The sequence below is a fragment of the Mycobacterium lehmannii genome (genome assembly GCF_002245535.1).
Classification (GTDB): domain Bacteria; phylum Actinomycetota; class Actinomycetes; order Mycobacteriales; family Mycobacteriaceae; genus Mycobacterium; species Mycobacterium lehmannii.
This window is the reverse complement of record NZ_NKCN01000002.1, coordinates 374,283-394,850: the sequence shown is the minus strand read 5'-3', so window position 1 is coordinate 394,850 and position 20,568 is coordinate 374,283. Positions and strand designations below refer to the sequence as shown.

Below are 20,568 nucleotides of genomic sequence, written 5' to 3'. Positions count from 1 at the left end.
GGCCACCAGCCGACCTTGAAGTTGGGATGGTGCTCATTTCGGCTCGAAACCCGATATCAACCAGTGGGATCCGACCTTGTCGAGGCTGACCTGGACTACGGAGTCGGTCTCTGTCGGCGCGTCTTTGCCCACAGTGGTGGTTTGGTCGACGAACACCATGACGATGGCACGGTTCTTGCTTACGGAGACGGAGGCGGCGGCTGACACCCTGGCGGTGGCTGAGATTCGTTGCTGCTGCGCCCCAGGAATCACGACATCCTCAGTCAACGATGTGTATGAACCGCGAAATGGTCCCGTCAGTTGATCCCGCGCAGCCTTCAATTTCTCGGCTGCCGTTTCGGGTGTGTAGGACAGCATCGCGACCGTAGCTTCGGTGGCGACCTGAACGGTTTCAACGCGGGCGCGATCCTCGTCACCGGCGGTCCCTTCTTGATACTTGAAGTAGGCCGCGCCCAGCGCGGACAACAACGCGATAGAGGGCAAGAGCCAGAATCCGAGCATCCGCACGAAAGTGCCGCGACGATTGTCTGTCGAGGCAATATCATTGCGGTTCAAGCGTTCTGGTGCTACGGCGGCCTCGCATCCCGACGCGCTGTTCGGTGTTTTCCCGGGTGTTGGTGGTTGGTCGTCGGCTCCGGCGGAGTGGGCGGCGTCGCCGTCATCGGGCTCGACTTTCGCTGGTGAATTCCTCATACCACGAACTCCACGTCGGCGACCTTCGCATCGTTGCCGACTTTCTGCACCGTGACGCGCATTCGCCATGACCGGGGTTCCTGTTCTGGCCCATCGCCGACAGTGGTCTTCACGCTGACCGCGACCAGCACCTGGGCCGTGTCACGGGAATGCGATTCCAAGCCGGCCTCGGTAATGGTGCCCACCGATTTGGACTTCACCTTGTTGACCACGTCGATGAACGGCTGTGACCGCTGGGAGAACTCGTCGTAGAACGTGCCGGTAGCCGAGTCGAGAATGCGCTTTACTTCGACGTCGGCGTGCTGCCAGTCGATCGTGGTCAGATTCAGTGCGCCTTGCCGTCCGACCTGCACGAATAGCTGACGTTGTTCGGCGGCCTGATGCGCTTGGTAGGTCTGGAAGCCGAGCCAACTGGTCAGTGCGGCCATCGTCAACGCTGCTACCAATCCCATCACAAGCGCCAGTCGCTGCGGCTGCATTCGGTTGCGCCAAGCGCGAGAGGTGTCCCGCTGGTGTTTGCCGTCGACGACTTCGGGGTCCTTGCTGTCGGCGCCCGCACCACCAGCGCCCTTGTCGACGCCGACATCGAGGGTGTCATCAGGGACAGGCGAGCACAGTGTGGGATCGTCGCCGGGGGGGTCGTCGGCGGTGTGCATGCTCACGGTTTACCGTCCTTTGGCGGAAGCAGCATGTCCTGCCAGGTGTGCTGCCCGACAGCACTCTGGCCCAAATCCGCTTGCCTGTACTGCTTGCCATCAGGTCCGATGTAGCTGCCGGTGCTCGGGTCATACTCGGCGACCGCAATCGGGGCGGTCACCGGCACAGGGGGGGGCGGGTCTGGCGGCGGCTGCGGAACCGGCTGACCGGACAGCGTCGCGTTCGGATCACCTTTCCAGTTGGTGCCCTCATTGAGCGGTACGTAGTTCTCGTCGCTCTCGCACATCTTCACCGTCGGCGCGCGCTTCCCCGGCCGAGTCACACACGGCAGGTTGCGGGCCCCGCGGACGTTCGTGAGGCCGGACTCCTGCGGGATCCGACAGTACAAGTCACCTGGCGGCTTCGGTGGATAATCCACTTCAGACGGTGCGCGTTGTTGTTGGGCAGGTAGGTATCCCGTTCTGCACGGCGGCGGCACATTGAGGTTCAGGTTGAACGACAGGAACAGGCCTTTGTAGTCCTGTTTGGTGTTCCGGTTGGCCAGCGCGGCACCCTGGAGGCCGGCGATCTCGATCGGATACAGGGCGAGGATCTGCTCGAGGTTGGGTTGATAGGTCAGCGCCACCTGCCCGAGGCTGACCAGATTGGCCAGCAGGATGGGCAGGGTGGGCTGTACCCGGTCGAAGAGCTGACGTACCTGGTCTGCGGCGGGGGGTCCGTTGACCAGTAAGCCCTGCACCGATTCATCCTGCAGCTGCAGCTGATTGGTGACTTGAGCGAGGTTACTCGCCCAGGTCTGGATGGAATCGGAGGTTTCGGTTTGGGTGTCGAGGATGGGTTTGGCGTCGTCGATGAGGGTGGTCAGGGCGGGTAGGTTGTTGCGCGTGTCGATGGCCAGCGTGGTGGCGCCCCGCGTCAGCCGGGCCAGGTCGGGACCCAGGCCGCCGAAAGCGATGTAGGACTCGTCGATGACCGTCGTGAGGTTGTCGCGGGGGATCGCCTGAACACCGGTGTTGACCGCGCGTAGCAAGGCGTTGATGTCGGGGGGCACCGAGGTGCGGTCGGCCGGGATGACGTCGCCGTTCTTCAGCGGCGCACCGTCACCGCTTCGCGGCACGAGGTCGACGAACAACTCGCCGACCGCGGTCTGGCTGCCCACGTGGGCATCGAGGTCTGCTGGGATCTTGGTGTCCGATTGCAGCGACAGCATGGCGTCGACCCCGCCGTCGCTGAGGCGGACGTCTGAGACCCGGCCCACCGTTGTGCCCCGGTAGGTGACGTTGGCGTCGCGGTACAGGCTTGCTGCGTCCTGAAGCTTCATGGTGACTTGGTAGCGGCCGACACCGAAGAGCAGGCTTGGCAGCCGAAGATAGGCGAAGGCCATGCTTCCACCGGCCACCACGGTCACCATGGCGAAGATGGCCAGTTGCAGCCGGACTCGTTTGCTCAGGTACATTACGGTCCTTGATCCAGCCGGTAGGGGACGATCAACGGGTTTCGCGCGGTGTAGGGGCTGGGCAGTTGTCCGATCGTGCGGCCCCACTGCAATTCCAGTTCGGTGAGGTGCCCTTCGAACCGGGTACCGGTGAACAGCCCCGCGTCGATACGACTCAAAGTCAGGTCCACGATCGTGGTGATGTTGGCGTAGTCACCGCGCCACCACTTGGTCAGGTTGTCTTTCACGAACGGAATCGTGGTGAACAGGTTCAGGGACCGGGTCAGCGCCGGGCCAGCGTTAGCCAGTGATTCCAGTACCGGTCCCATGTCGTTCAGGATCTGGATCAACGAATCTTGGGACTGGTTGACCGTGTCGGCGGCCAGCGCGCTGAATTTGCCGAGCTGGTCGACCGCCTCCACCAGCTGATCGCGTTCGGCGTTGATAACCGCCAGCGCGTCGGGGATTGTTTCCAGGGCCTTGTCGATGATCGGCTTTTGCGCCGCGAACTGGGCGACCAGATCGTTGAGGCTCTGGGTGGCTGCGATGATGTCGCCGATTTGACCGTTGACGTTCGCGGTGAAGGTGTCCAATTGTGTAAGCAGGCTGCGGAAGTCGGCTTCGCGGCCTCCCAGCGCAGACGTGAGGGCGGTGGTGATGTCCTGTACTTGCCCCACTCCGCCACCGTTGAGCAGGAGGGATACCGACGCCAGGGTCTGTTCGGTAGACGGGTAAGCTCCAGCTGAGGTCAACGGGATCAGTGAACCGGCCCGGAGTTCTCCCGCGGGACGAACATCGGTGGGGGGTGCCAACTCGATGTGCAGTGAGCCCAGCAGGCTGGTTTGACCCAACGACACGGTCGAGTTGGCGGGAAGGTCGACGTCGCCGTTGAGTGCGAGTGTGAGCAGCGCATGCCAGCCTCGACGCTCGATCTTCGTGACGGTGCCCACATTGACGTCGCCCACGCGGACACGTGAGTTCGGCTGAAGGGTTTCGACATCGGGCATTTCGGCCTGAATCGTGTAGGAGCCCTGCCCGTGGCCTTGCGTCCCGGGCAGCCGAAAGGAGTTCAACCCGCGAAAGCCGCATCCCGACAGCCCGGCGACGGTCAGCGCGATCATGATCACCGCGGCGGCGCGGGCAGGCCTCGTGCATGTCATGAGCCGCCCCCGGTTGGAATCATCATGCCGGGCAACCCGGCGGCTGGGTCGGTCTGCCGATTCGACGGGCCGGGAATCGGCACTTCGGCCGGCAGCGCTGGCCCGGTAAGCGGTGGCGGCGCGTCCGGGTCGGCGCCGGTCGCGGCCGGCAGCGTCGGCTGCGGCGGAACGTAGTCCGGGCGCATCCAATCCTCGCTGTAGGTGACTTCATTCGGTCGAACAGTCGCACCGACGAAGGGGTTGACCCCGATCGGCGGGAAGTTGTATTGGCGGTTCTTGATGATCGGCGCCAAGTACTGCACACATAATTTCGCCGACTGCTCGTTGTTCAGTCGCGAGGCGGCCTGCACTGCGCCGCACAAAAAGGTGATCGGATCGGAGAAGTTGGCGACATTAAGAGCTCCGGTGAGCGTGCCCTGGGCGGGCTGGTAGAGGTTGGCGGCGTTGGACAGCGTCGTCGGCGCGATGTGCAGCAGCTGTTCGATGTCGTCGGTGCTGTCTGTCAGCGCCTGTGAAACCGACGTCAACTTGTCCGAGGTGGCGCCGATCGTGTCGCGGTTTGCGGCGACGAACGCGGTCACCTCGCCCACCACGTCATTGAGGTTTTTCACCGCGTCCCCGACTTCGGTGGGCTCGTTGGCCAAAAGCCCGGTGACCGACGCAAGGTTCTGATTCAGCTGACGTATCAGGACGGTGCTGTCCTGCAGCGCCGAGACCAGTGTCGACAGGTTTCTGACGCTGGTGAAGATGTCCGGGCTGTGATCGGCGAGCGCGGACACCGATTGGGACAGCCTGATGATGGCGTCGCGGATCGCCGGACCCTGACCGCGCAAGTTGTCGGCGGCGGTGTTCACCAGGGAGCCCAGCGTGCTCACTTCGCCCGGCTCGGTGGGCTGCAGCAAAGCGGTCAGCCGTTCGAGCTGTTGGCGGAATTCGTCGAACTCCACCGGAACAGCGGTGCGCGCCCGGGGGATGGTCGCGTTGTTCTGCAGCGTCGGGCCACCAGCGTAGCCCGGGGTTAATTGGATGGCACGGGACGTGACCAGTGTCGGGGATAAGATCACGGCTTTGGCGTCGGCGGGCACCGGGTATTTCGCGTCGAACCAGAAGGTGATTCTGACCTGTGTGGGTTGCGGTTCGATGGCCTCGATCCTGCCGACGCGGACGCCCTTGATGCGGACGTCGTCGCCGACGAACACACCGTTGCTGTTGTCGAAGTAGGCGACGACGTGAACACGATCGAGCTCGTGTGCCGCGCGTGTCACCGCAATCGCGCCGCCCACGACGAGGCTGACCAAAATGATTGCCAATCCGAGTTTGGTCCGAGAGTTCGTCATCGTCTGCCTTGGGGGATCGAGGAATCTGTTGGTCCCGGCGCGACTTCGTCGGGCGCCGGCACGACGACCGGGCTTGGGGTCGGCGGCTGCGGGGCCTGCTGATCGGGTGGTGGCGGTGCCGGCGGACCTGGTGGGGGACCACCTGGCGGAGGGGCCGGTACCGATTCGCGATACGGGTAGCGGGGATCACCCGGGTTTCCGGTGATCGCGTCGGGCAGAGTCAGTTTGGGGTCGCCCCCTTGGCCGGTCCTCGGATACGGAATCGGCAGCGCCGGGGTGCCGGGCTGGCCCACCTGAGGGTCGGTGCGCTCAGAAGGTAAGAGCACGTTGGGATCCAGACCGAGATCGGAGAACGCCGCATCGACGAACGGTTGGATGAACTGTCCGGGCACGAGGTTGGCGAGGTAGGCGTTGAAGAAGGGGCCGGCTGCGATAGTCTCGCCGAACTGCATCGCGTAGGCGGCCAGACCCTTGATGGATTCTTGGATCTGAGCTTTCCGGTTGTCGAGGATCGCGAGAACCCCGTTTAGTTTCTCGAGGGCGGGTTTGAGTGTTGTCTTGTTCTCGGCGATGAAGCCCGCGAGTTGGCGACTTACCGCGGAGATGCTGGTCGAGATCTCGTCGAGCGCTGCGCTTTGGGTGCGCAGCTGCGCCAACACCGCGTTGGTGTCGGAGATCAGCCGCACGATGTCGTTGCTGCGTTCGCCCAGGACGGTCGTCGCCTTGGCGGCATGGGCCAGTAAGTCGCGCAGCTGGGCGTCGCGCTGGTTGAGGGTTTCCGAGAAGCGGGCGATCCCGGCGACGGCGAACCGCAGATCGTCGGGGGTGTCTTGGAGGGTCTGGGACAGCACTGCCAGCGAGGCGGACAGCTGGCCGGTGTCGAGTCCGCTGATGGTGGTCGTGAGGTCTCCGATAGCGTCCGGCAACTGATACGGCGAAGTGGTCCGCTCAACGGGGATGGTGCCCGCAAGCGTCCCGGCGCCGCGGCTGGTTAGGTCGAGGACCTTATTGCCGAGCACACTGGTCGTCTTGACCGCAGCCTCGGTACGGTCGCCCAGCCGGATGCCGTCGGCTACCGTGAACGTGACCAGTACCCACTGCCCGTCGAGGGTGATGCTCTGCACTTGGCCGGCGGGAGCCCCCGACACCCGCACCGGGGCGCCGGTGGTCAGTCCGCCGGCCTCGTCGAAATACGCCGAATAGCTCTTGCCGGAGGAAACGAACGGCAGCTTGTTGTAGTTGAGCGCACCAGCGACGATAGCCGCGGTGAGAAGGACACCGATGGCGCCGATGACAATGACGTTGCGCTCGCTGAAGGTCTTCATTGGGGCGTGCACCTACCGCTGGATTGTTCGACCAGTTTGATGTACACCGGCTGCCCACCCTTCCCATTGACTTTCAGCAGCAGATCGCACAGGTAGAAGGTGAAGTAGTTGCCGTAGAGACCTTGCCGGAGCATTACCCGATATGTGTCGGGCAGGGTGTTCAGGAGGTTGTCGAAATAGTCGCGATCGGCGAGCACAGCGGTCGCGGTGCGATCGGTTTCATGGACCGTTTTCTGCAGCGGTGGTCGTGCTTGGGCGAGAAGGTCGGCGATCGAGCGGGCGGCCTCGTTGGCGTAGGCCACTCCGTTGCTAATGTCCTGTTTACGGGCTTGAAGTCCGTGCACGAGCTGCGACAGTGAGTCGATGGCCTTGCCGAACTGGTCGCTGTGCCCGGCCAGCGATCCCAACACCACGTTCAAGTTGACGATGGTTTGCCCGATGAGCTCGTCCCGGTCGGCCAGGGTGTTCGTTAGCGCTGCGGTCTGAGCCAGTATGGAACCGATCGTGGCGCCTTGCCCCTGAAAGGCTGCGATGAGCTGGCTGGTGAGGGTGTTGACTTGGGTGGGGTCTAGCGCGTTCAGCAGAGGCCGGAAGCCCCCGATCACGGCGTCGAGATCCAGTGCCGGCGCGGTGCGGTCCAACGGGATTGCGTCGCCGGGCCGCAGTTTCGTGGTTCCGCCCGCGCCTTCCTCGATCGCCAGGTAACGGTCGCCGATCAGGTTGTCGTATTTGATGACAGCGCGGCTGCCGTCGGTGAGTACCACCGAGTCGTCGGCCCCGAACTCGACCGCCACGGTGGAATCATCCCGGACAGTGAGGGTTCTGACCTTGCCGACCTCGACACCGGCGATGCGGACAAAGTCGCCGCTCGTCAGTCCGCTGACATTCGCGAACACAGCGGTGTAGCGCTGTTCGCGCTCGAAGCGCAGCTGCGCGAAGACGGCGATGAGGGCGAAGGCACCCAGAGCGCACACGACCACGAAGATTCCGAGGCGCCACAAGACGGCCGACATCTTATTGGTCACGGCGATGCTCCCCTCCGACGTTTACAGGTATTTTTCGACGATCTGCGCGGCCGGCGGTCACGGTGTGGGTCCTGCGGAGGGCGGTGGCGGGACCGGGACACCGGGATAGAGGGGCGTTCCGTCGGGGCCGTACTGGGGAGCGCCGTAGGGCGGTGCACCGGGGTAGGGGATCGGTCCGGGTGCTGGGCCGCCCGGGTAACGGATGCTCGGCGGTTCGGGGACCGCCCGAGTCACCGGGAAATAGTTGGCGTACCCGGGGAAGCCGATGCCGGGATTGGGTCGCCAATCTAGTCCGGTGCCGAACCCGGTATTGGCGATCAGCTGGCGCACCGGGAAGTCCTGGGCGACGTCGGGCAGCGAGCCGCAGCTGGGCTTACCACCTTCCCCGCCCTTGGCGGCGTTGATGGGCCGATGGTCCGGATAACGGTATGGATCGTCTCCCAGCAGCAGCGCAGCGTCCATGATGAGAGACTTGCCGTTTCCGCCGAGCATGTCGGCATAGCCGGTGTCGAGTGTGGTCTTGGCGCCAACAAACAAGCAGGTGAGCATAGGGTTGTACTTCATCAGCAAGTTCGTTGTGGGTTCCAGCAGGTTGACCGCTTTCACCAGGTTGTCTTTGCTGGCGCCTAGCAGGTCGATTCCGCTGCGGGATAGCCCCACCACGTTGAGCAGCAGCGTGTCGAGTTGCTGAGCGTGGCTGGTGATTGTTGCGCTGGTGGTGGTCGCCGCGGCTACGGTGTCGATGATGTCCTTGGCTGCCGCACTGTAAGTGTCGCTGACACCTTTGAGCGCGCGGAAGTCCTCGCGCACAGTGTCGGTGCGTGGATTCAGCTCAAGTAGAACTTGATTGCTCGCGGTGATCGCTTCACCGATCCTGTCGCCTTGTCCTCGCACCCCTTCGGCGAGCGCGCTAAGTACGGCGTTGAGCTTGAGCGGGTCGATCGTCTTGATCAGCTGCACCACATTTTGGAACACGGTGTTGACCTCGGTGGCGGTGTTCTGTGATGTCAATACTGCTCCCGCGGACAGCCGCTGCGGGCTGGGGTCGGGTGGGTAGACAAGGTCGACGTACTTCGCCCCGAACAAGGACATGGATTGGATGCGTGCCTGGACGTTGGCCGGGATGTGTCGGATCTGGTCGGGGTCGATGGCCAGCTGGATGCGCGGGGCATCCCCGCCGGTGACCGCGCTGACGCGGCCGATCTGCACCCCGCGCATCTTGACCCGCGAGTTGGGCTCCAGCACCAGACCCGAGCGGTCCGCTGTCAGGGTCACCGGCACGGTCGGGGTGAACGTCCTGTTGAACATGGCCAGACTCAGCACCACCGCCGCCACGATGCCCGTGACCAGCAACATCGCCCACCACCCGGGGGAGATCCGCCGAGCACCCGTACCGTCAGCCATGCGCCTCACCCCGCGTAGTTGAAGGTGCCGGTCTGGCCGTAGAGAGCCAGAGTGACCAAGAGAATCACCATCTGCGAGGCGATCAGCGACGTCCGGGTCGCGCGCCCGACCGCCTCACCCACACCGGCGGGACCGCCAGTGGCGTTGAGTCCGTAGTACGTGTGGATCAGCAGGATCACCAGCGCTGCGGCGACCGTGACGGCGAAGGAGAAGAACACGGCTTGCGGACTGAGAAAGGTGTCGAAGTAATGGCCGAACACTCCGGACCCCTGCCCATAGAACGCGGTGGTGATGACCCGCACCGCGAAGAACGACATCAACAAGGCCACGCAGTACAGCGGGACGACCACGATCACGCCGGCGAGCAGACGAGTTGAGGCTAGGTAGGCGATCGGCCGGATGCCCATCACCGCGAGCGCGTCGACCTCCTCGTTGATTTTCATCGCACCGAGCTGCGCGGTGGTACCAGCACCGATCGTGGCGGCGAACGCGAAGGCCGAGCTGGCCGGGGTGACCAACCGAACGTTGACGAACGCCGACGTGAAGCCGGCCAGCGCTTCCACGCCGACTTGCGACATCTGGTTGAAGGCCTGACTCGCCAGAGCGGCGCTGGTCGACAAGTTCAGGAAGGCGACGACAGCGACTGTGCCACCCACCACCGCCAAGGATCCTGCGCCGAGACCAATCGCGGCGATCTGGCGTAGCACCTCGGCACGGTAGGTCGTGGCCGCCTGCACGGTCGAGCTGATCGACTGACCGTAGAAGCGGGCCTGCTCGCCAAGCTCTCTCCACCCGGCCCTCCACTGACTCAAAACGCGAGCACTGCGGGGATATCTTTGCCTTAAGACCGCGCTTGTGCTCATTTCGTGACCTCGAATCCGACCGCGGTGACGATGGCATTGACGACGAACAGCAGCAAGAACGCGATCACAACGGTTTCGTTGACCGCGTTACCCACGCCGGCCGCGCCTTTTTGCACTCGCAAGCCTTGGTAGCAGGCGATCAGACCCGCCACGAAACCGAACAGCGTGGCCTTGACCAGAGACACGAGGACATCGCCGAGACCGGTGATCAGCGTCATACTCGCAACGAATGACCCGGGAGTCACGTGCTGGAAGTACACCGAAAATAAGAAAGCGCCAAGGAGCCCAGTAACGGTCACGACAGATGACAGGAGCACGGCGACCACCGTCGTCGCCAGCACTCTAGGGACGACAAGGGAATGAATCGGGTCAAGGCCGAGGACCCGCATTGCATCGACTTCTTCGCGGATCGTGCGCGACCCGAGATCGGCGCACATCGCCGAAGCGCCGGCACCTGCGACGACGAGGACAGTCACGAAGGGGCCGATCTGGTTGACCGCGCCCAATGCTGCGCCGGTTCCTGAGAAGTCTGCGGCGCCGAATTCGCCGAGCAACGTGTTGAAGGTGAATGACGTGAGGACAACGAGGGGAATCGACAACGTCAGCGCTGGGACCAGGGAAACCCGCGCCACGAACCATGTCTGGAGGAGGAACTCGCGCCATTGGAAGGGTGGTTTGAACATCGCGACGAACATGTCCAGCGTCATCGCGTAGAGCCCGCCAACGATGCTGAGTGGTTTCAGAGCTTTGACGTCAGCCGCTGTCGGGAGGTTCTCAACCTTGCTACGGAGCGAAAAGCCCTTCACTCAGAAGCCCCCATAAGGTTGCTGAGGTGCGCGTCTGGGACCGGAATCTCCCTCACCGTGGCTAGGCCTACCCCAACAGCACGGCCGAAATGCGTCGATGACAGCAGGCATGGTGAGGCCGGACCGCCCCCGATCGGCTGAAGCCGGCAACACGGTCACGTCGCAGCTTCCTGTTGCGGCTCAACAAAGGTTTCAACCCTCACGCCGTGTGCTGGCCGCAGCGTGATGTCGAAACGAAGTCCGATGTCGTCGCGGGTGGCAATCAGGGCTTGCCGCCGCTCGGCGGGCAGGCGGCGGAGCAGGGAGTCCTTGGCGAGATGGCACCCTGGAAGGTAGGCGCGGGTGATCAGCCGATCGAGAAGCCCTCGAGCATGCACCGACACCGCAATGAACGGCGCTGCCCCGTGCTCGGGTGCTCGAGGCGGCACCATTCTCATGCTGTAACGACCCTGTTGGTCGGTGATGACGCTCTTTGGGCGGGTGTAGTTCCGGCCGTCGCACCGCGGCCGTCCGATCTTCGTCGCCGCGTTGTCGTCGTCCCCCGCGGCGTGCCAGGTCTCGATCAGGACGTTAGGAACTGGTCGACCATCTTCATCCGTAATCACCCCGTGAAACTGAATGGCCCCGGACGCGCCCGCCGCCCGGTCGCACTGCCACCGTGGAGAAGCTGCCATGTTCAGTCTCCCCAGACGAGTCCGTCGACCTGACCTAGGAGGCGGAGTCCGGCGCCGAGCACCGCCATGTTCGCCATCGCCACCTTGACCGGGCCCACGAATTTGATCTTGCGCGTCGCGATGGCGTTCGCTACGCCGAGCTCGCCGTCCGCGACCCGGTGCCAGACGCTCGCGGTTGCAGTCAGAACGAAGTCAGGCTTTCGCCCTTCGATCTGCACCCCGCCGTAGATGGCCTCACCATCGGTGATCTCCAACTGTGAGACCTGGTCGTTGGCGTCCTGTACTCGCCATTCGATCAGCATGCTCAATTCTTTGGCACCCTGCCGGATCTCGGCCGAGTCGTTCCACAGGTCGCGGTACGCGCGTGCCCACTCGGGCGACATCAACGCAACGGCAGTCATTATCTAATCCACTCCTTCGGTCGACGAGTCAAACGGGGTACACGAGATAGCGCGGCGGAGTGTTGTCCACCACCACGAATTTCTGCTGAAACAGCGCGGTTTCATCGTCAAGGACGACGACGTCTTCGCTGTAGCCGCTGACCAGAATCCCCGGCTCGCCGGAGGCGCCGGTGTAGGTGACGAGGACGTTGGACCGTACCTCCCAGCGGTCTTCGCCGAGCTCACGCATCGCCGTACGCTGCTGAAAGTGGCGGGTGTCGTAGGGTTCGACCGTGCCCGCCCAGACCTCCTGGATCATCTTCACGCGGTCGGCCAGCCGTTCTCGGCAATCGTCCATCATGTACGCCAGCGGCAGCCCCTCACGGACGTTCTCCATCGCGCGCACCTCGTAGGCACATTCCGTCGCGAACAGGGCAAGCCACGCGGTGAAGTCTTGATCGTCGACTGCGCGGGCGTAGGCTGCCAGCAGTTCGTCCACCAGGTACGCGGCACGTGCCCGCCGATCTTCGACGCTCGATTTCAGCAAAACTCCATCACCTCCTGGTAGTGCGCCCACCAGCCGGTATTGGCGACCTCGTCGTTCTGCGACGACTCCGACAATGGTCGGCCGACGCCGGCGACAAAGCGCTGATAGCCGCCGTCCCGCGCGGTCGCCTGCACGCGGTTGTAGACGGCGGCGTCCTCGATACTGATGAAGCCGCTCGGCCCCAGCAGGTTTGACGACTGGCGGACTCGGTGGCGTGCGAAGTCCTCGGAGTCACTGGCATGGCCGAAGAACGTGTAGCGCACCTCGGTTCGATCAACCCCCAGCGGGCGGGCGTACCGGATGTTGATTGTGTCGACGTGACGCACGATCCCGGTAACCGGCCGTAACGCAATCACGCGGGCTCGGCTGTCATCCCCCATCCGCGTGACCACACTCGGGTCAGCCAGGAAACCGTTGTCCACGTAGGGTTGCGCATCGTACAGAATCGACATGTGCCCATAGGGCTTGCTGACCAAGACGTTTCCGCTGCCGCCCTGCCAGTTGAGCAGTTTGAATGCGCTGTGCAGCAGCGGCGCGTGATAGGGATCGTTGTCGATGTAGGTTTTCCAATTACTCTGAAACACCACCGTCTGGTAGCCCAGCAACGTCAAGTTCCCGTCATCGACCATGCAGTCGCGCAACGGATCCGCGCTATCGCCGAGATAATCGTCGAACGGCGGCGGCTGCGCAGCCATGCTGACGAAGATCAAACCCCACGCCTCGACTGCGTGCAGCTCCCGGAGGCCGTAGTCCTCCTCGCGAAAGTCCGGGCGAAACTGCATGCGGCGGGGCGCGCCGGCGAAACGGCCGTCATTGTTGAAGAGCCACCGGTGATACGGACACTCGAATCGCTCCGCCACCCCGCACCGGCGCTGTTCCAGTAGCGTTCCCCGATGGGCGCAGGAGTTGACGAACACGCGGATGCGGTCATCGCCGTCTCGCACCATCAGCAGCGGCACGTCGGCCAGCCATCTCGTCCGGAAGGCGTTGCGCTCGGCCAGCTCGGCCCGGTGCGCGATCGGATGCCAGTAGGGGCCATAGAAGATGCGGGTGAGCTCTTCCCGGTAGACGTCGGGGTCGCTGAACACCTCTTTGGGGATGTCCGCTGCAGAGGTGAACCGTTTCCGGATCGCCGGCTGTATGTGGTCGAACTCCAGCGTCGGTCCAAGCTTCACTGCGCTGTTCCCTTCTTCGGCGTCGCGATGTGGGTGATCGCGCCCAGGCCGTCGGCCAGGCACTTCCAGGTGTGGCCCTCGTCTTCCGACACGTAAAGCCCACCCGCCGTGGTGCCGTGGTACAGCAGCAGCTCGCCGCCTTCAGTGAGCTCGCCTTCCAGCGCCCAGACCATGTCGAACAGGCCGCGGTCGTCCTCGCTATCCAGCCGTACCCAGGAGGCGCCACCGTCGTTGCTGCGGAAGAATCCCACGTCGGCGCCGCGGCGTCGGCGCAGTTTGGACGGCGACAAGAAATAGACGTTGCCGTTGATCACGCCCATCACCAGCCGGCGCACTGCAGCCCACTTCGGTGGGATGCCGTCGGCCGCGGCGAGGAACACCACGTCGGGGTCGGCGGGATGCACCACGATCGCGTCTTCGGTGTAGTTGCGCTCGCCAAGTCCGTTGTTGGACTGCACCCAGCTCGATCCGCGGTCGGTGCTGCGGTAAATGCCCTTGCCGCCGCGGTAAGGCTTGGTGTCTTGGCCGGTGGTGACGATGAGCCGGTCGGGAGCTTCCGGGTGCAGGACCACGCGGTGGATGTCGTGACCGAGGCCATCGATCTCCTCCCACGTCTGTCCCCGGTCCCGGGTGATCAGGAGGGATCCAACTTCAATGCCGACGTAGACGACGTCAGCTTCTAGTGGGTGCACGGCGATGGTACGGACGTGCGCGATTCCCGGGCGGATGGGGAAGCTCCACCTTTTCGCTTCGGGTACGCCGAGGACGTTTCCACACTCGGCCCAGATCCCGTCTTGCCACCGCAGCAAGTGCGCTGGTTCTGTTCCGGCGTAGAGCGCGTTGGGCGTGTGCGGATCGAACGCCAGCGCGCGCACGTCGCGGTGGGCGAGGCCATCGCCGAGGTCAGTCCAGTGGTCTGCGCCCGCGGTGGCGAGAAACACGCCGTGCTTGTGGACGGCGACGGCGACGCGCTCGTCCTGGACAGCCATGGCCATGACCTGCCCCGGCAACTCGGGCCAGGCCCGGGCCTTGCCGTCGCCGGACACGGTGAATACACCGCGGCTTGTCGCGGCGACGACCATCAAGCCTCCCTCACTCACGGCTTCACCAGCACCTTGACCAGACCCTCCCGGCCCTCCAATAGCCCGCCCAATCCCTCCTTGACGGCGCGGTCCAGCGGGACTCGAGCGGTGATTTGCGGCGCGAGCGCGAGTTTTCCGTCGGCGATCAGGGCGAGAACGGCCGGGAAATCGTCGAACATGTCGTAACCGAAAACCATCCGGAGCTGAATCTCCTTGAGCAGATGGCGGTTGACATCGAGCGAGGCCGCGCCGGGCCACGACGACATCTCCATGAAACGGCCCTGTTTGCGGAGGCAGTCCAGGCCCTGTGTGAACGCCTCCGCGCTGCCCGCCACATGGAAGACCACGTCCACCCCTACACCGCGGGTCTCCTCCAGGATGCACGCGGTGGTCCCGGGGTCATGCGGATCGAGCACCAACGTGGCGCCGAGGTCGCGCGCCAGGCTGGCCCGCACGCCGCTTGGTTCCGTGACGAAGATTCGCGCAGCTCCGGCCGCGCGTGCGCACTGGATCACGGTGAGCCCGAGTGCCCCGGCACCGAGGACCATCACCGTTTCGCCGAGGAGCAGTTCCGCTCGCCGCACCGCGTGGAACGCCACCGCCGTCGGCTCGGTCAGCGCCGCCTCCTCGAGGTCCACCACGTCCGGCACTCGGACTGCGAGCCGAGAGGGCACTGCGACGTAGTTCGCGAGGCCTCCGTTTCGGGTGAAGCCGATCCATCCTGGGCGCTGGCACAAGTGGTAGAGCGACCGGTGGCAGTAGTGGCAGCTCCCGCAGAAATCCATCGGGATCACCGCGGCGCCCTCCCCGATGCGGGATTGGTCGACGCCCGCTCCGACCTCCACGATCCGGCCCGAGACCTCGTGACCGAGCACCACCGGCGGCTGCGAGAAGGTGGGCCCCGCGACATACTCGTGGAGGTCAGTTCCACACAGCCCTGTCGCCGCCACTTCGATGATGACCTCACCGTCCTGCGGCGCCGGGTCTGGCACCGACGTCAGACCGACGTCGTTGGTGCCGTTGAGAACGATCGCTTCCATCTCAGCTCGCGGTGCTTTCGTGGGTCCGGTGTAGATTCCAGCGGTTGGGGATCATGCTCATACCGCCTCGAACGCCCGGAAAGTGACGCCGGCGGTCATGCCTCCGTCGACCGGCAGTACGGCACCGGTGATGTAGGACGCCTCGGGCGAGGCAAGAAACACAGCCGGCGCCGCGATCTCGTCTGGTCCTGCGAAACGCTGCATCGCGCAGAGGTCCACCATCATCAAGGCGTGTTCGGGGTGCTCGGCCAGGAACCGTTCGATCCTCGGCGTGCGGGTGCCCCCGGGGGCGATCGCGTTCACGCGGATGTTGTCGCGGGCGAAGTCGAGGGCCATGTTCTTCGTGAGCAGCACGACCCCGCCTTTGCTTGCGCTGTAGGCGGAGCACCTGTTCTCGGCGAGGATCCCGGCCGTCGACGCGACGTTGACGATCGACCCGCCGCCACCCTGGCGCAGGAGTGGGATGACGGGTTTGGACATCTGAAAGACACTGCCGAGGTTCATGTCGATCTGGCTGCGCCACTGCTCCTCGCTGATCTCCTCCACGTTGCGAGCCAGGCTCCCGCCGACGACGTTGAACAGTGTGTCGAGCCGCCCGAACTCGGTCAGCGCCCGTTCGACGACACTGTTTGCAACATCGCTGAGGCAAACGTCGCCGGCGACGCCGCAAACCGCCGCGCCGGACTCGGCCAATTCATGCACGGCCGCATCGAGGCCCTCGCCGTCGGTGTCGGCCATGACACAGCACCCACCTTCGCGGCACCACCGCAGGGCGATCGCCTTACCGATTCCCGCGGCGGCGGCAGTGACAATTGCGACCCGGCGGTCCCCCGCCTTCACGGCACTCACGCGGCGCCGATTGGTGAACGGGCGCACTTCGCGCATAGCCTGGGCAGAAGCTTCATCAAGCACGCCCGCCGAATGCGGGAGGCTGACCCATGTATTCCAGCCATCTCCCCCAAAACCGCCGCTGATTCTGCTCGGCGTACCCGCTCGGGAGGGCCTCTCCCGGCCCTGGCCAGTCGGTGAGCGGAGTCAAGTCCATGCCCATTTCGTAGTTCAGCAGGCCTTCACCGGCGAACGGGCCCTGGACAGATTCGGTGATGGCCTTCCATGCCTCGGCGTCGTCCTGTTCGAAAACCCCACCTGGGCCGAAGTTGTTGACGTAGGACGCCTGGGACGCATCGCGCAACCATTCCGGAGCATCGCGTTCGACCAGGAACCAGGAGAGGATCTCCATCCGATCATGGGAGAGCGGATGCCATACCCGGAACGTGATGAAGAGGGTAGGGGGCGACATGTGGTCCGGCGCGATGGTCACGTTGATGAACGACAAATTCGGGAACACGGTGCCGTGAATAAAGGCTGAGCGTCGCATCATGTCCTTGTGTACCGGCGACGGGTAGGACGTCGCCATCTGGTCGACGACTTCGTCGGGGTATCCCTCGTACTCGGGAAAATCGGCGAGCGTGGGCGGAAAGCCGAGTACGCCGACGCCGTGGCCGTTCTGCAGCGAGATCTCCGCTGGTGCGCTCGCGAAGTTTGGGTCACCGGGCGCCATGCCTAGCTCGACCATCGAGCGGTGAGCAAAGAGGGTGTGGTAGGAGTCGCCGACAAAATTGTCGGCGGCTGTCTTCCAGTTCGCTGACATCACCCATCGATGCGGTGCCCCTATCACCTCCAGACCGCCCGCTGTCTTCTTCGCAATGAGGTCGAGGTAGAACGTCGTGTCGCCGAGGTAGTCGGTCAGGCTCGGCGCCTTCGGATCGACGCTGCCGAAGATGAATCCGGCGTACGAGTCGACGTGGGGGATGTGACGTAATCCCCACTGCGACTTGTCGAAGCCGCCGGGATAGGCCTCACTCATCGCCGGCACGCCGACGAGCTCTCCGGTGTTGCTGTACACCCAGCCGTGGTACGGGCATTGGAAGTGCGCGGTGTTTCCCATCTCAGCGCGGCACACGAGCGCACCACGGTGGCGACAAGAATTGGACAGCGCCTGGATGCGGCCGGAGTTGTCCCGGCAAACGATCACCGAATCGGCCCCGATGTGCCGCACGACGAAGTCGCCGGACTTGGCCAACTCCGACTCGTGTCCGAGAAACACCCAGGCGCGCCCGAAGATCCGCTCCATCTCGATCGTGTGTAGCGCGGGATCGCTGACGACGCGGGCCGGTAAGCGCCCGACCTTGAGCCCGTCCGCTACCTCCCGCAACGCGCGCCGCAGGTAGGGATCGGTCGCGTCAGCTGTTCCGGTTGTTTCGGTGGTCATATGGTTGGACCCTTTCTGGAATCGGCGATATCCACGCGGAGGTGGTGAACGGAGCTGGCCCTACAGGACTACCGACAGGTTGTCGATAGGCAACGTCGAGTGGTCGAGCAACACCTCGCGCCGAGCGAGCCGCAGCGAATCGTCGGTGCGGCGCAACACGTCGACGCGTTCGGCCGAGAGCAACTCCCACCGGCCGCTGTCTCCGCGGCTGCGGAAGAACAAGAGATTTGAGCGCACGGTCAACTCATCAGCCTCCGGTCCGGCAGTCGTGCGGATGTTGGACACGAAGTGCCGGGTCCGCGACCGAGGTGACTCGGCCCACGAGAAATCCGTCTCGCCCCGGAGGACCCGCATCTCCAAGCCCGTGTAGTCGTCGTTCCAGTGCGCGATCGCGCCCACCCAACCCGCGGAATCCTCACGGGTGGTGCGCACCGGAACCACATACCGGATGTCGGGGTCGAGCAGACCCAACCACTCTCGGAACTGCCCTCCATCGAGTAGCTCCGCCTCCCGGAACATGAACGCCTCGACGGCCTCACGGGTATCTCGATCGACCGCAACCGCGTTCATCACACCGAACTCCTCGACCAGACCATCAACACTGACTCGATATTCTGCTGAACAGATGCGTCCTCCGCTGTAGAGAATGTAAGTCACGTCACACGGCCCGTCAAGACAACATCTCCAAATGGGCAACGACCAAAACGGCTCCCACAGCAAGCCCCGCGGCGCTCGCAGAACCAGTCGCACGGCACACGTCGTCGACAGCCAGCGAACTTGCAGACGAAGCCGGAGGTATCGCGCGGTCGTCGCCGTGGTTGGCGAGGCTTGACAGCGGCGGCGGCCCTTATAACGCGCACTGTCGGTGAGAGCGCTACCGGTGTGTTCCTCGTCGAGGCGTGGCAGCACACGCACGTCTATTGGCCGGTCCCTACGTTAGGAGGGTCGAATCGCCGCGAACGTTGGGCCGGAATGGATCATTGATGGGGGCAGCCCTGCCAGAGCACGCGCCGCCATGCCTTCACACCGTCGGCGAATTTACCTGTATGCATGGATACCGCCGCGTCGTCGTCGCTGATCTACGACCGTGACGAATATGTTGGTCAGGCTCCCCGCCGGACTCAGGACAGCGGAGGGCCTGGGGGCCCGATGCGACGGCTGATTGTTTGTAATTCGGTGTAGGAATCCAGGCTGGCTGGAGAGAATTCGCGTCCCAAGCCGCTCGCTTTCGCCCCACCGAAGGGTGCGCGGGGGTCGAGGGAGGTGAAGGTGTGGCTGTTGATGAAGACGGAGCCGGTGTCGAACCGACGGCCAAGCAGGAACGCCCGCTCTTCATCTGACGTCCAGATCGAGGCGGCAAGCCCGTATTGCGATTGATTCACGAGCCGGATCACGTCGTCGAGTTCGTCGTATTTCAGCACGGGCACTACCGGACCGAACTGTTCCTCTTCGACGATTGCGAGGCGGGGATCAGCCGCAGTAACCACGCTGGGCAGCATGAAGTGGCCGTGGTCCCAGGCCGCCGAATCGAGCCGCTGCCCGAGGGTGGTGACGGTCGCGCCGCTCGCGCGCGCGTCGTCCACGATCTTCTCGACGAGGTTCTTCTGCTGAGCGTTGTTCAGCGGCCCCATGGTGACTCGGGGGTCGTCGCCGGGCCCGACGACGATTTCATCCACGGCGGCTGAGAACGCTTCCACGAAGCGGTCGTGGATGCGGGTCGGCACGTAGATACGTTTGAGACCGAAGCACACCTGGCCGGTGGTCGCGAACGCGCCTTTTACGATCTGCCGCATAGTCTCTGGCGAAAGGTCGACATCGTCGAGGAGGATCGCCGGGTCGTTTCCGCCCAGCTCGAGCGTCACCCGCTTGATGTCGCGCGCGGCCGCGGCCATAACTTTGCGCCCGGTATCGATGCCGCCGGTGAAACCAATCTTGCGAATTCTCGGGTGAGCGACGAGTGCTTCGCCGACCGCGTCGCCTCCGGTGACCATGTTGAGCACGCCCGGAGGGAAGTGCTGTTGGAGGGCTCGGATGATCTCGGCGAGAACCAACGGGGAGTTTGCCGCCGGCTTTAAGACGACTGTGTTGCCGGCGACGAGCGCGGGCGCCAGCTTCATGAATGCCAGGACCACCGGGAAGTTCCACGGCGTGATGGCGGCCACGGGCCCGATTGGGCGGCGGCGGATCAGGGTCGTGCCCCCGGTGTCGCGAATCTGTTGGTCTGCAAGGATTTCAGCCGAAATGCCTGCGGTGTAGCCGCAAATGCCCGACGCGAATTCGAGGTCGACGTGCGACTCTTCGAGGATCTTTCCGTTCTCCCGGCTCAGGATCGGTGCATATTCCTCGATCATGTCGTGGATCGTGCCTGCGGCGGCAAGTAGTGCTCCCTGGCGTTCTTCCAGGGGCCGCGATGACCATTCTGGGAACGCCATTGCGGCCGCTGCGACCGCTTCGTCGACCTGCCCGGGCGCGGCGTCTGGGACCGAACCGAGCAGTACCCGGATATCAGCCGGGCTAACGACGTCGATCGTCCGGTCGGATGTTTCCTCACGTCCGTTGATGATGAGGTTTGCGTTGATCATGCCGAAGTCCTAACTTTCCTGCGGGGAACGGTTGATTTGTGGGAGCCATGTCTGGGTCATCGGAGGATCGCCCGGCGACCGCCAGATAAGTGCCGAATCCGGCGCCGGCCG

At 64.1% G+C, this 20,568-nt stretch carries 20 protein-coding genes; all 20 read right to left on the bottom strand.

Going from position 1 to position 20,568, the window contains the following annotated elements:
- Positions 1 to 33: 33 nt before the first annotated feature.
- Complete coding sequence (locus CEX87_RS04375; RefSeq protein WP_094286144.1) at positions 34 to 693, bottom strand: hypothetical protein; 660 nt, start codon at positions 691 to 693, stop codon at positions 34 to 36.
- The gene (locus CEX87_RS04370; RefSeq protein WP_094286143.1) at positions 690 to 1,355 is read right to left on the bottom strand and encodes an Mce protein; all 666 of its coding nucleotides are present in this window, start codon (positions 1,353 to 1,355) and stop codon (positions 690 to 692) included. Before CEX87_RS04370 ends, CEX87_RS04375 begins: the two co-directional genes overlap by 4 nt.
- Entirely contained in the window at positions 1,352 to 2,806 is a 1,455-nt protein-coding gene (locus CEX87_RS04365; protein WP_094286141.1) for an MCE family protein, read from the bottom strand. The genes CEX87_RS04370 and CEX87_RS04365 overlap by 4 nt, the downstream gene beginning before the upstream one ends.
- On the bottom strand, positions 2,806 to 3,945 hold the full coding sequence (locus tag CEX87_RS04360; protein WP_094286139.1) for an MCE family protein: 1,140 nt from the start codon (positions 3,943 to 3,945) through the stop codon (positions 2,806 to 2,808). The genes CEX87_RS04365 and CEX87_RS04360 overlap by 1 nt, the downstream gene beginning before the upstream one ends.
- Positions 3,942 to 5,282: an MCE family protein gene (locus tag CEX87_RS04355; RefSeq protein WP_094286137.1), complete on the bottom strand. Its 1,341-nt coding sequence runs from the start codon at positions 5,280 to 5,282 to the stop codon at positions 3,942 to 3,944. Before CEX87_RS04355 ends, CEX87_RS04360 begins: the two co-directional genes overlap by 4 nt.
- Positions 5,279 to 6,607 (bottom strand): MCE family protein, encoded by a 1,329-nt coding sequence (locus CEX87_RS04350; protein ID WP_094286135.1) that lies wholly within the window; start codon positions 6,605 to 6,607, stop codon positions 5,279 to 5,281. The genes CEX87_RS04355 and CEX87_RS04350 overlap by 4 nt, the downstream gene beginning before the upstream one ends.
- Positions 6,604 to 7,632 (bottom strand): MCE family protein, encoded by a 1,029-nt coding sequence (locus CEX87_RS04345; RefSeq protein WP_083043738.1) that lies wholly within the window; start codon positions 7,630 to 7,632, stop codon positions 6,604 to 6,606. Before CEX87_RS04345 ends, CEX87_RS04350 begins: the two co-directional genes overlap by 4 nt.
- 57 nt (positions 7,633 to 7,689) lie before the next feature.
- On the bottom strand, positions 7,690 to 9,036 hold the full coding sequence (locus tag CEX87_RS04340) for an MCE family protein (RefSeq protein ID WP_094286133.1): 1,347 nt from the start codon (positions 9,034 to 9,036) through the stop codon (positions 7,690 to 7,692).
- 5 nt (positions 9,037 to 9,041) lie between these two features.
- Entirely contained in the window at positions 9,042 to 9,899 is an 858-nt protein-coding gene (locus tag CEX87_RS04335) for an ABC transporter permease (protein WP_069416750.1), read from the bottom strand.
- The gene (locus CEX87_RS04330; protein ID WP_094286131.1) at positions 9,896 to 10,705 is read right to left on the bottom strand and encodes an MlaE family ABC transporter permease; all 810 of its coding nucleotides are present in this window, start codon (positions 10,703 to 10,705) and stop codon (positions 9,896 to 9,898) included. The genes CEX87_RS04335 and CEX87_RS04330 overlap by 4 nt, the downstream gene beginning before the upstream one ends.
- 155 nt (positions 10,706 to 10,860) lie before the next feature.
- Complete coding sequence (locus CEX87_RS04325) at positions 10,861 to 11,379, bottom strand: dioxygenase family protein (protein ID WP_094286129.1); 519 nt, start codon at positions 11,377 to 11,379, stop codon at positions 10,861 to 10,863.
- A 2-nt stretch (positions 11,380 to 11,381) separates the two neighbouring features.
- Positions 11,382 to 11,780, bottom strand: a complete 399-nt coding sequence (locus CEX87_RS04320) for an SCP2 sterol-binding domain-containing protein (RefSeq protein ID WP_071948733.1) — start codon at positions 11,778 to 11,780, stop codon at positions 11,382 to 11,384.
- A gap of 28 nt (positions 11,781 to 11,808) precedes the next feature.
- Positions 11,809 to 12,306 carry an aromatic-ring-hydroxylating dioxygenase subunit beta gene (locus CEX87_RS04315; RefSeq protein ID WP_067395663.1) on the bottom strand — a complete coding sequence of 166 codons (498 nt, stop codon included), beginning with the start codon at positions 12,304 to 12,306 and terminating at the stop codon, positions 11,809 to 11,811.
- Entirely contained in the window at positions 12,300 to 13,394 is a 1,095-nt protein-coding gene (locus tag CEX87_RS04310) for an aromatic ring-hydroxylating oxygenase subunit alpha (RefSeq protein ID WP_233151271.1), read from the bottom strand. The genes CEX87_RS04315 and CEX87_RS04310 overlap by 7 nt, the downstream gene beginning before the upstream one ends.
- Before the next feature lie 83 nt (positions 13,395 to 13,477).
- A complete protein-coding gene (locus CEX87_RS04305; RefSeq protein WP_233151270.1) occupies positions 13,478 to 14,581 on the bottom strand; it encodes a beta propeller repeat protein in 1,104 nt (367 codons plus the stop codon).
- On the bottom strand, positions 14,578 to 15,603 hold the full coding sequence (locus CEX87_RS04300) for a 2,3-butanediol dehydrogenase (protein WP_094286125.1): 1,026 nt from the start codon (positions 15,601 to 15,603) through the stop codon (positions 14,578 to 14,580). Before CEX87_RS04300 ends, CEX87_RS04305 begins: the two co-directional genes overlap by 4 nt.
- Positions 15,604 to 15,660: 57 nt before the next feature.
- A complete protein-coding gene (locus tag CEX87_RS04295) occupies positions 15,661 to 16,488 on the bottom strand; it encodes an SDR family NAD(P)-dependent oxidoreductase (RefSeq protein WP_094286123.1) in 828 nt (275 codons plus the stop codon).
- Positions 16,489 to 16,507: 19 nt separating this feature from the next.
- Positions 16,508 to 17,875, bottom strand: coding sequence for a Rieske 2Fe-2S domain-containing protein (locus tag CEX87_RS04290; protein ID WP_094286121.1), 1,368 nt, complete (start codon positions 17,873 to 17,875; stop codon positions 16,508 to 16,510).
- Positions 17,876 to 17,935: 60 nt separating this feature from the next.
- Positions 17,936 to 18,445 (bottom strand): aromatic-ring-hydroxylating dioxygenase subunit beta, encoded by a 510-nt coding sequence (locus tag CEX87_RS04285; protein ID WP_011777800.1) that lies wholly within the window; start codon positions 18,443 to 18,445, stop codon positions 17,936 to 17,938.
- Between the two features lie 551 nt (positions 18,446 to 18,996).
- Positions 18,997 to 20,457: an aldehyde dehydrogenase family protein gene (locus tag CEX87_RS04280; RefSeq protein WP_094286119.1), complete on the bottom strand. Its 1,461-nt coding sequence runs from the start codon at positions 20,455 to 20,457 to the stop codon at positions 18,997 to 18,999.
- Positions 20,458 to 20,568 lie beyond the last annotated feature (111 nt).

Coding starts and splice junctions, on each gene's coding strand:
- CEX87_RS04375 (WP_094286144.1), bottom strand. CDS start 693: ATGAGGAATTCACCAGCGAAAGTCGAGCCCGATGACGGCGACGCCGCC.
- CEX87_RS04365 (WP_094286141.1), bottom strand. CDS start 2,806: ATGTACCTGAGCAAACGAGTCCGGCTGCAACTGGCCATCTTCGCCATG.
- CEX87_RS04360 (WP_094286139.1), bottom strand. CDS start 3,945: ATGACATGCACGAGGCCTGCCCGCGCCGCCGCGGTGATCATGATCGCG.
- CEX87_RS04355 (WP_094286137.1), bottom strand. CDS start 5,282: ATGACGAACTCTCGGACCAAACTCGGATTGGCAATCATTTTGGTCAGC.
- CEX87_RS04350 (WP_094286135.1), bottom strand. CDS start 6,607: ATGAAGACCTTCAGCGAGCGCAACGTCATTGTCATCGGCGCCATCGGT.
- CEX87_RS04340 (WP_094286133.1), bottom strand. CDS start 9,036: ATGGCTGACGGTACGGGTGCTCGGCGGATCTCCCCCGGGTGGTGGGCG.
- CEX87_RS04335 (WP_069416750.1), bottom strand. CDS start 9,899: ATGAGCACAAGCGCGGTCTTAAGGCAAAGATATCCCCGCAGTGCTCGC.
- CEX87_RS04325 (WP_094286129.1), bottom strand. CDS start 11,379: ATGGCAGCTTCTCCACGGTGGCAGTGCGACCGGGCGGCGGGCGCGTCC.
- CEX87_RS04320 (WP_071948733.1), bottom strand. CDS start 11,780: ATGACTGCCGTTGCGTTGATGTCGCCCGAGTGGGCACGCGCGTACCGC.
- CEX87_RS04300 (WP_094286125.1), bottom strand. CDS start 15,603: ATGGAAGCGATCGTTCTCAACGGCACCAACGACGTCGGTCTGACGTCG.
- CEX87_RS04295 (WP_094286123.1), bottom strand. CDS start 16,488: ATGCGCGAAGTGCGCCCGTTCACCAATCGGCGCCGCGTGAGTGCCGTG.
- CEX87_RS04290 (WP_094286121.1), bottom strand. CDS start 17,875: ATGACCACCGAAACAACCGGAACAGCTGACGCGACCGATCCCTACCTG.
- CEX87_RS04285 (WP_011777800.1), bottom strand. CDS start 18,445: ATGAACGCGGTTGCGGTCGATCGAGATACCCGTGAGGCCGTCGAGGCG.
- CEX87_RS04280 (WP_094286119.1), bottom strand. CDS start 20,457: ATGATCAACGCAAACCTCATCATCAACGGACGTGAGGAAACATCCGAC.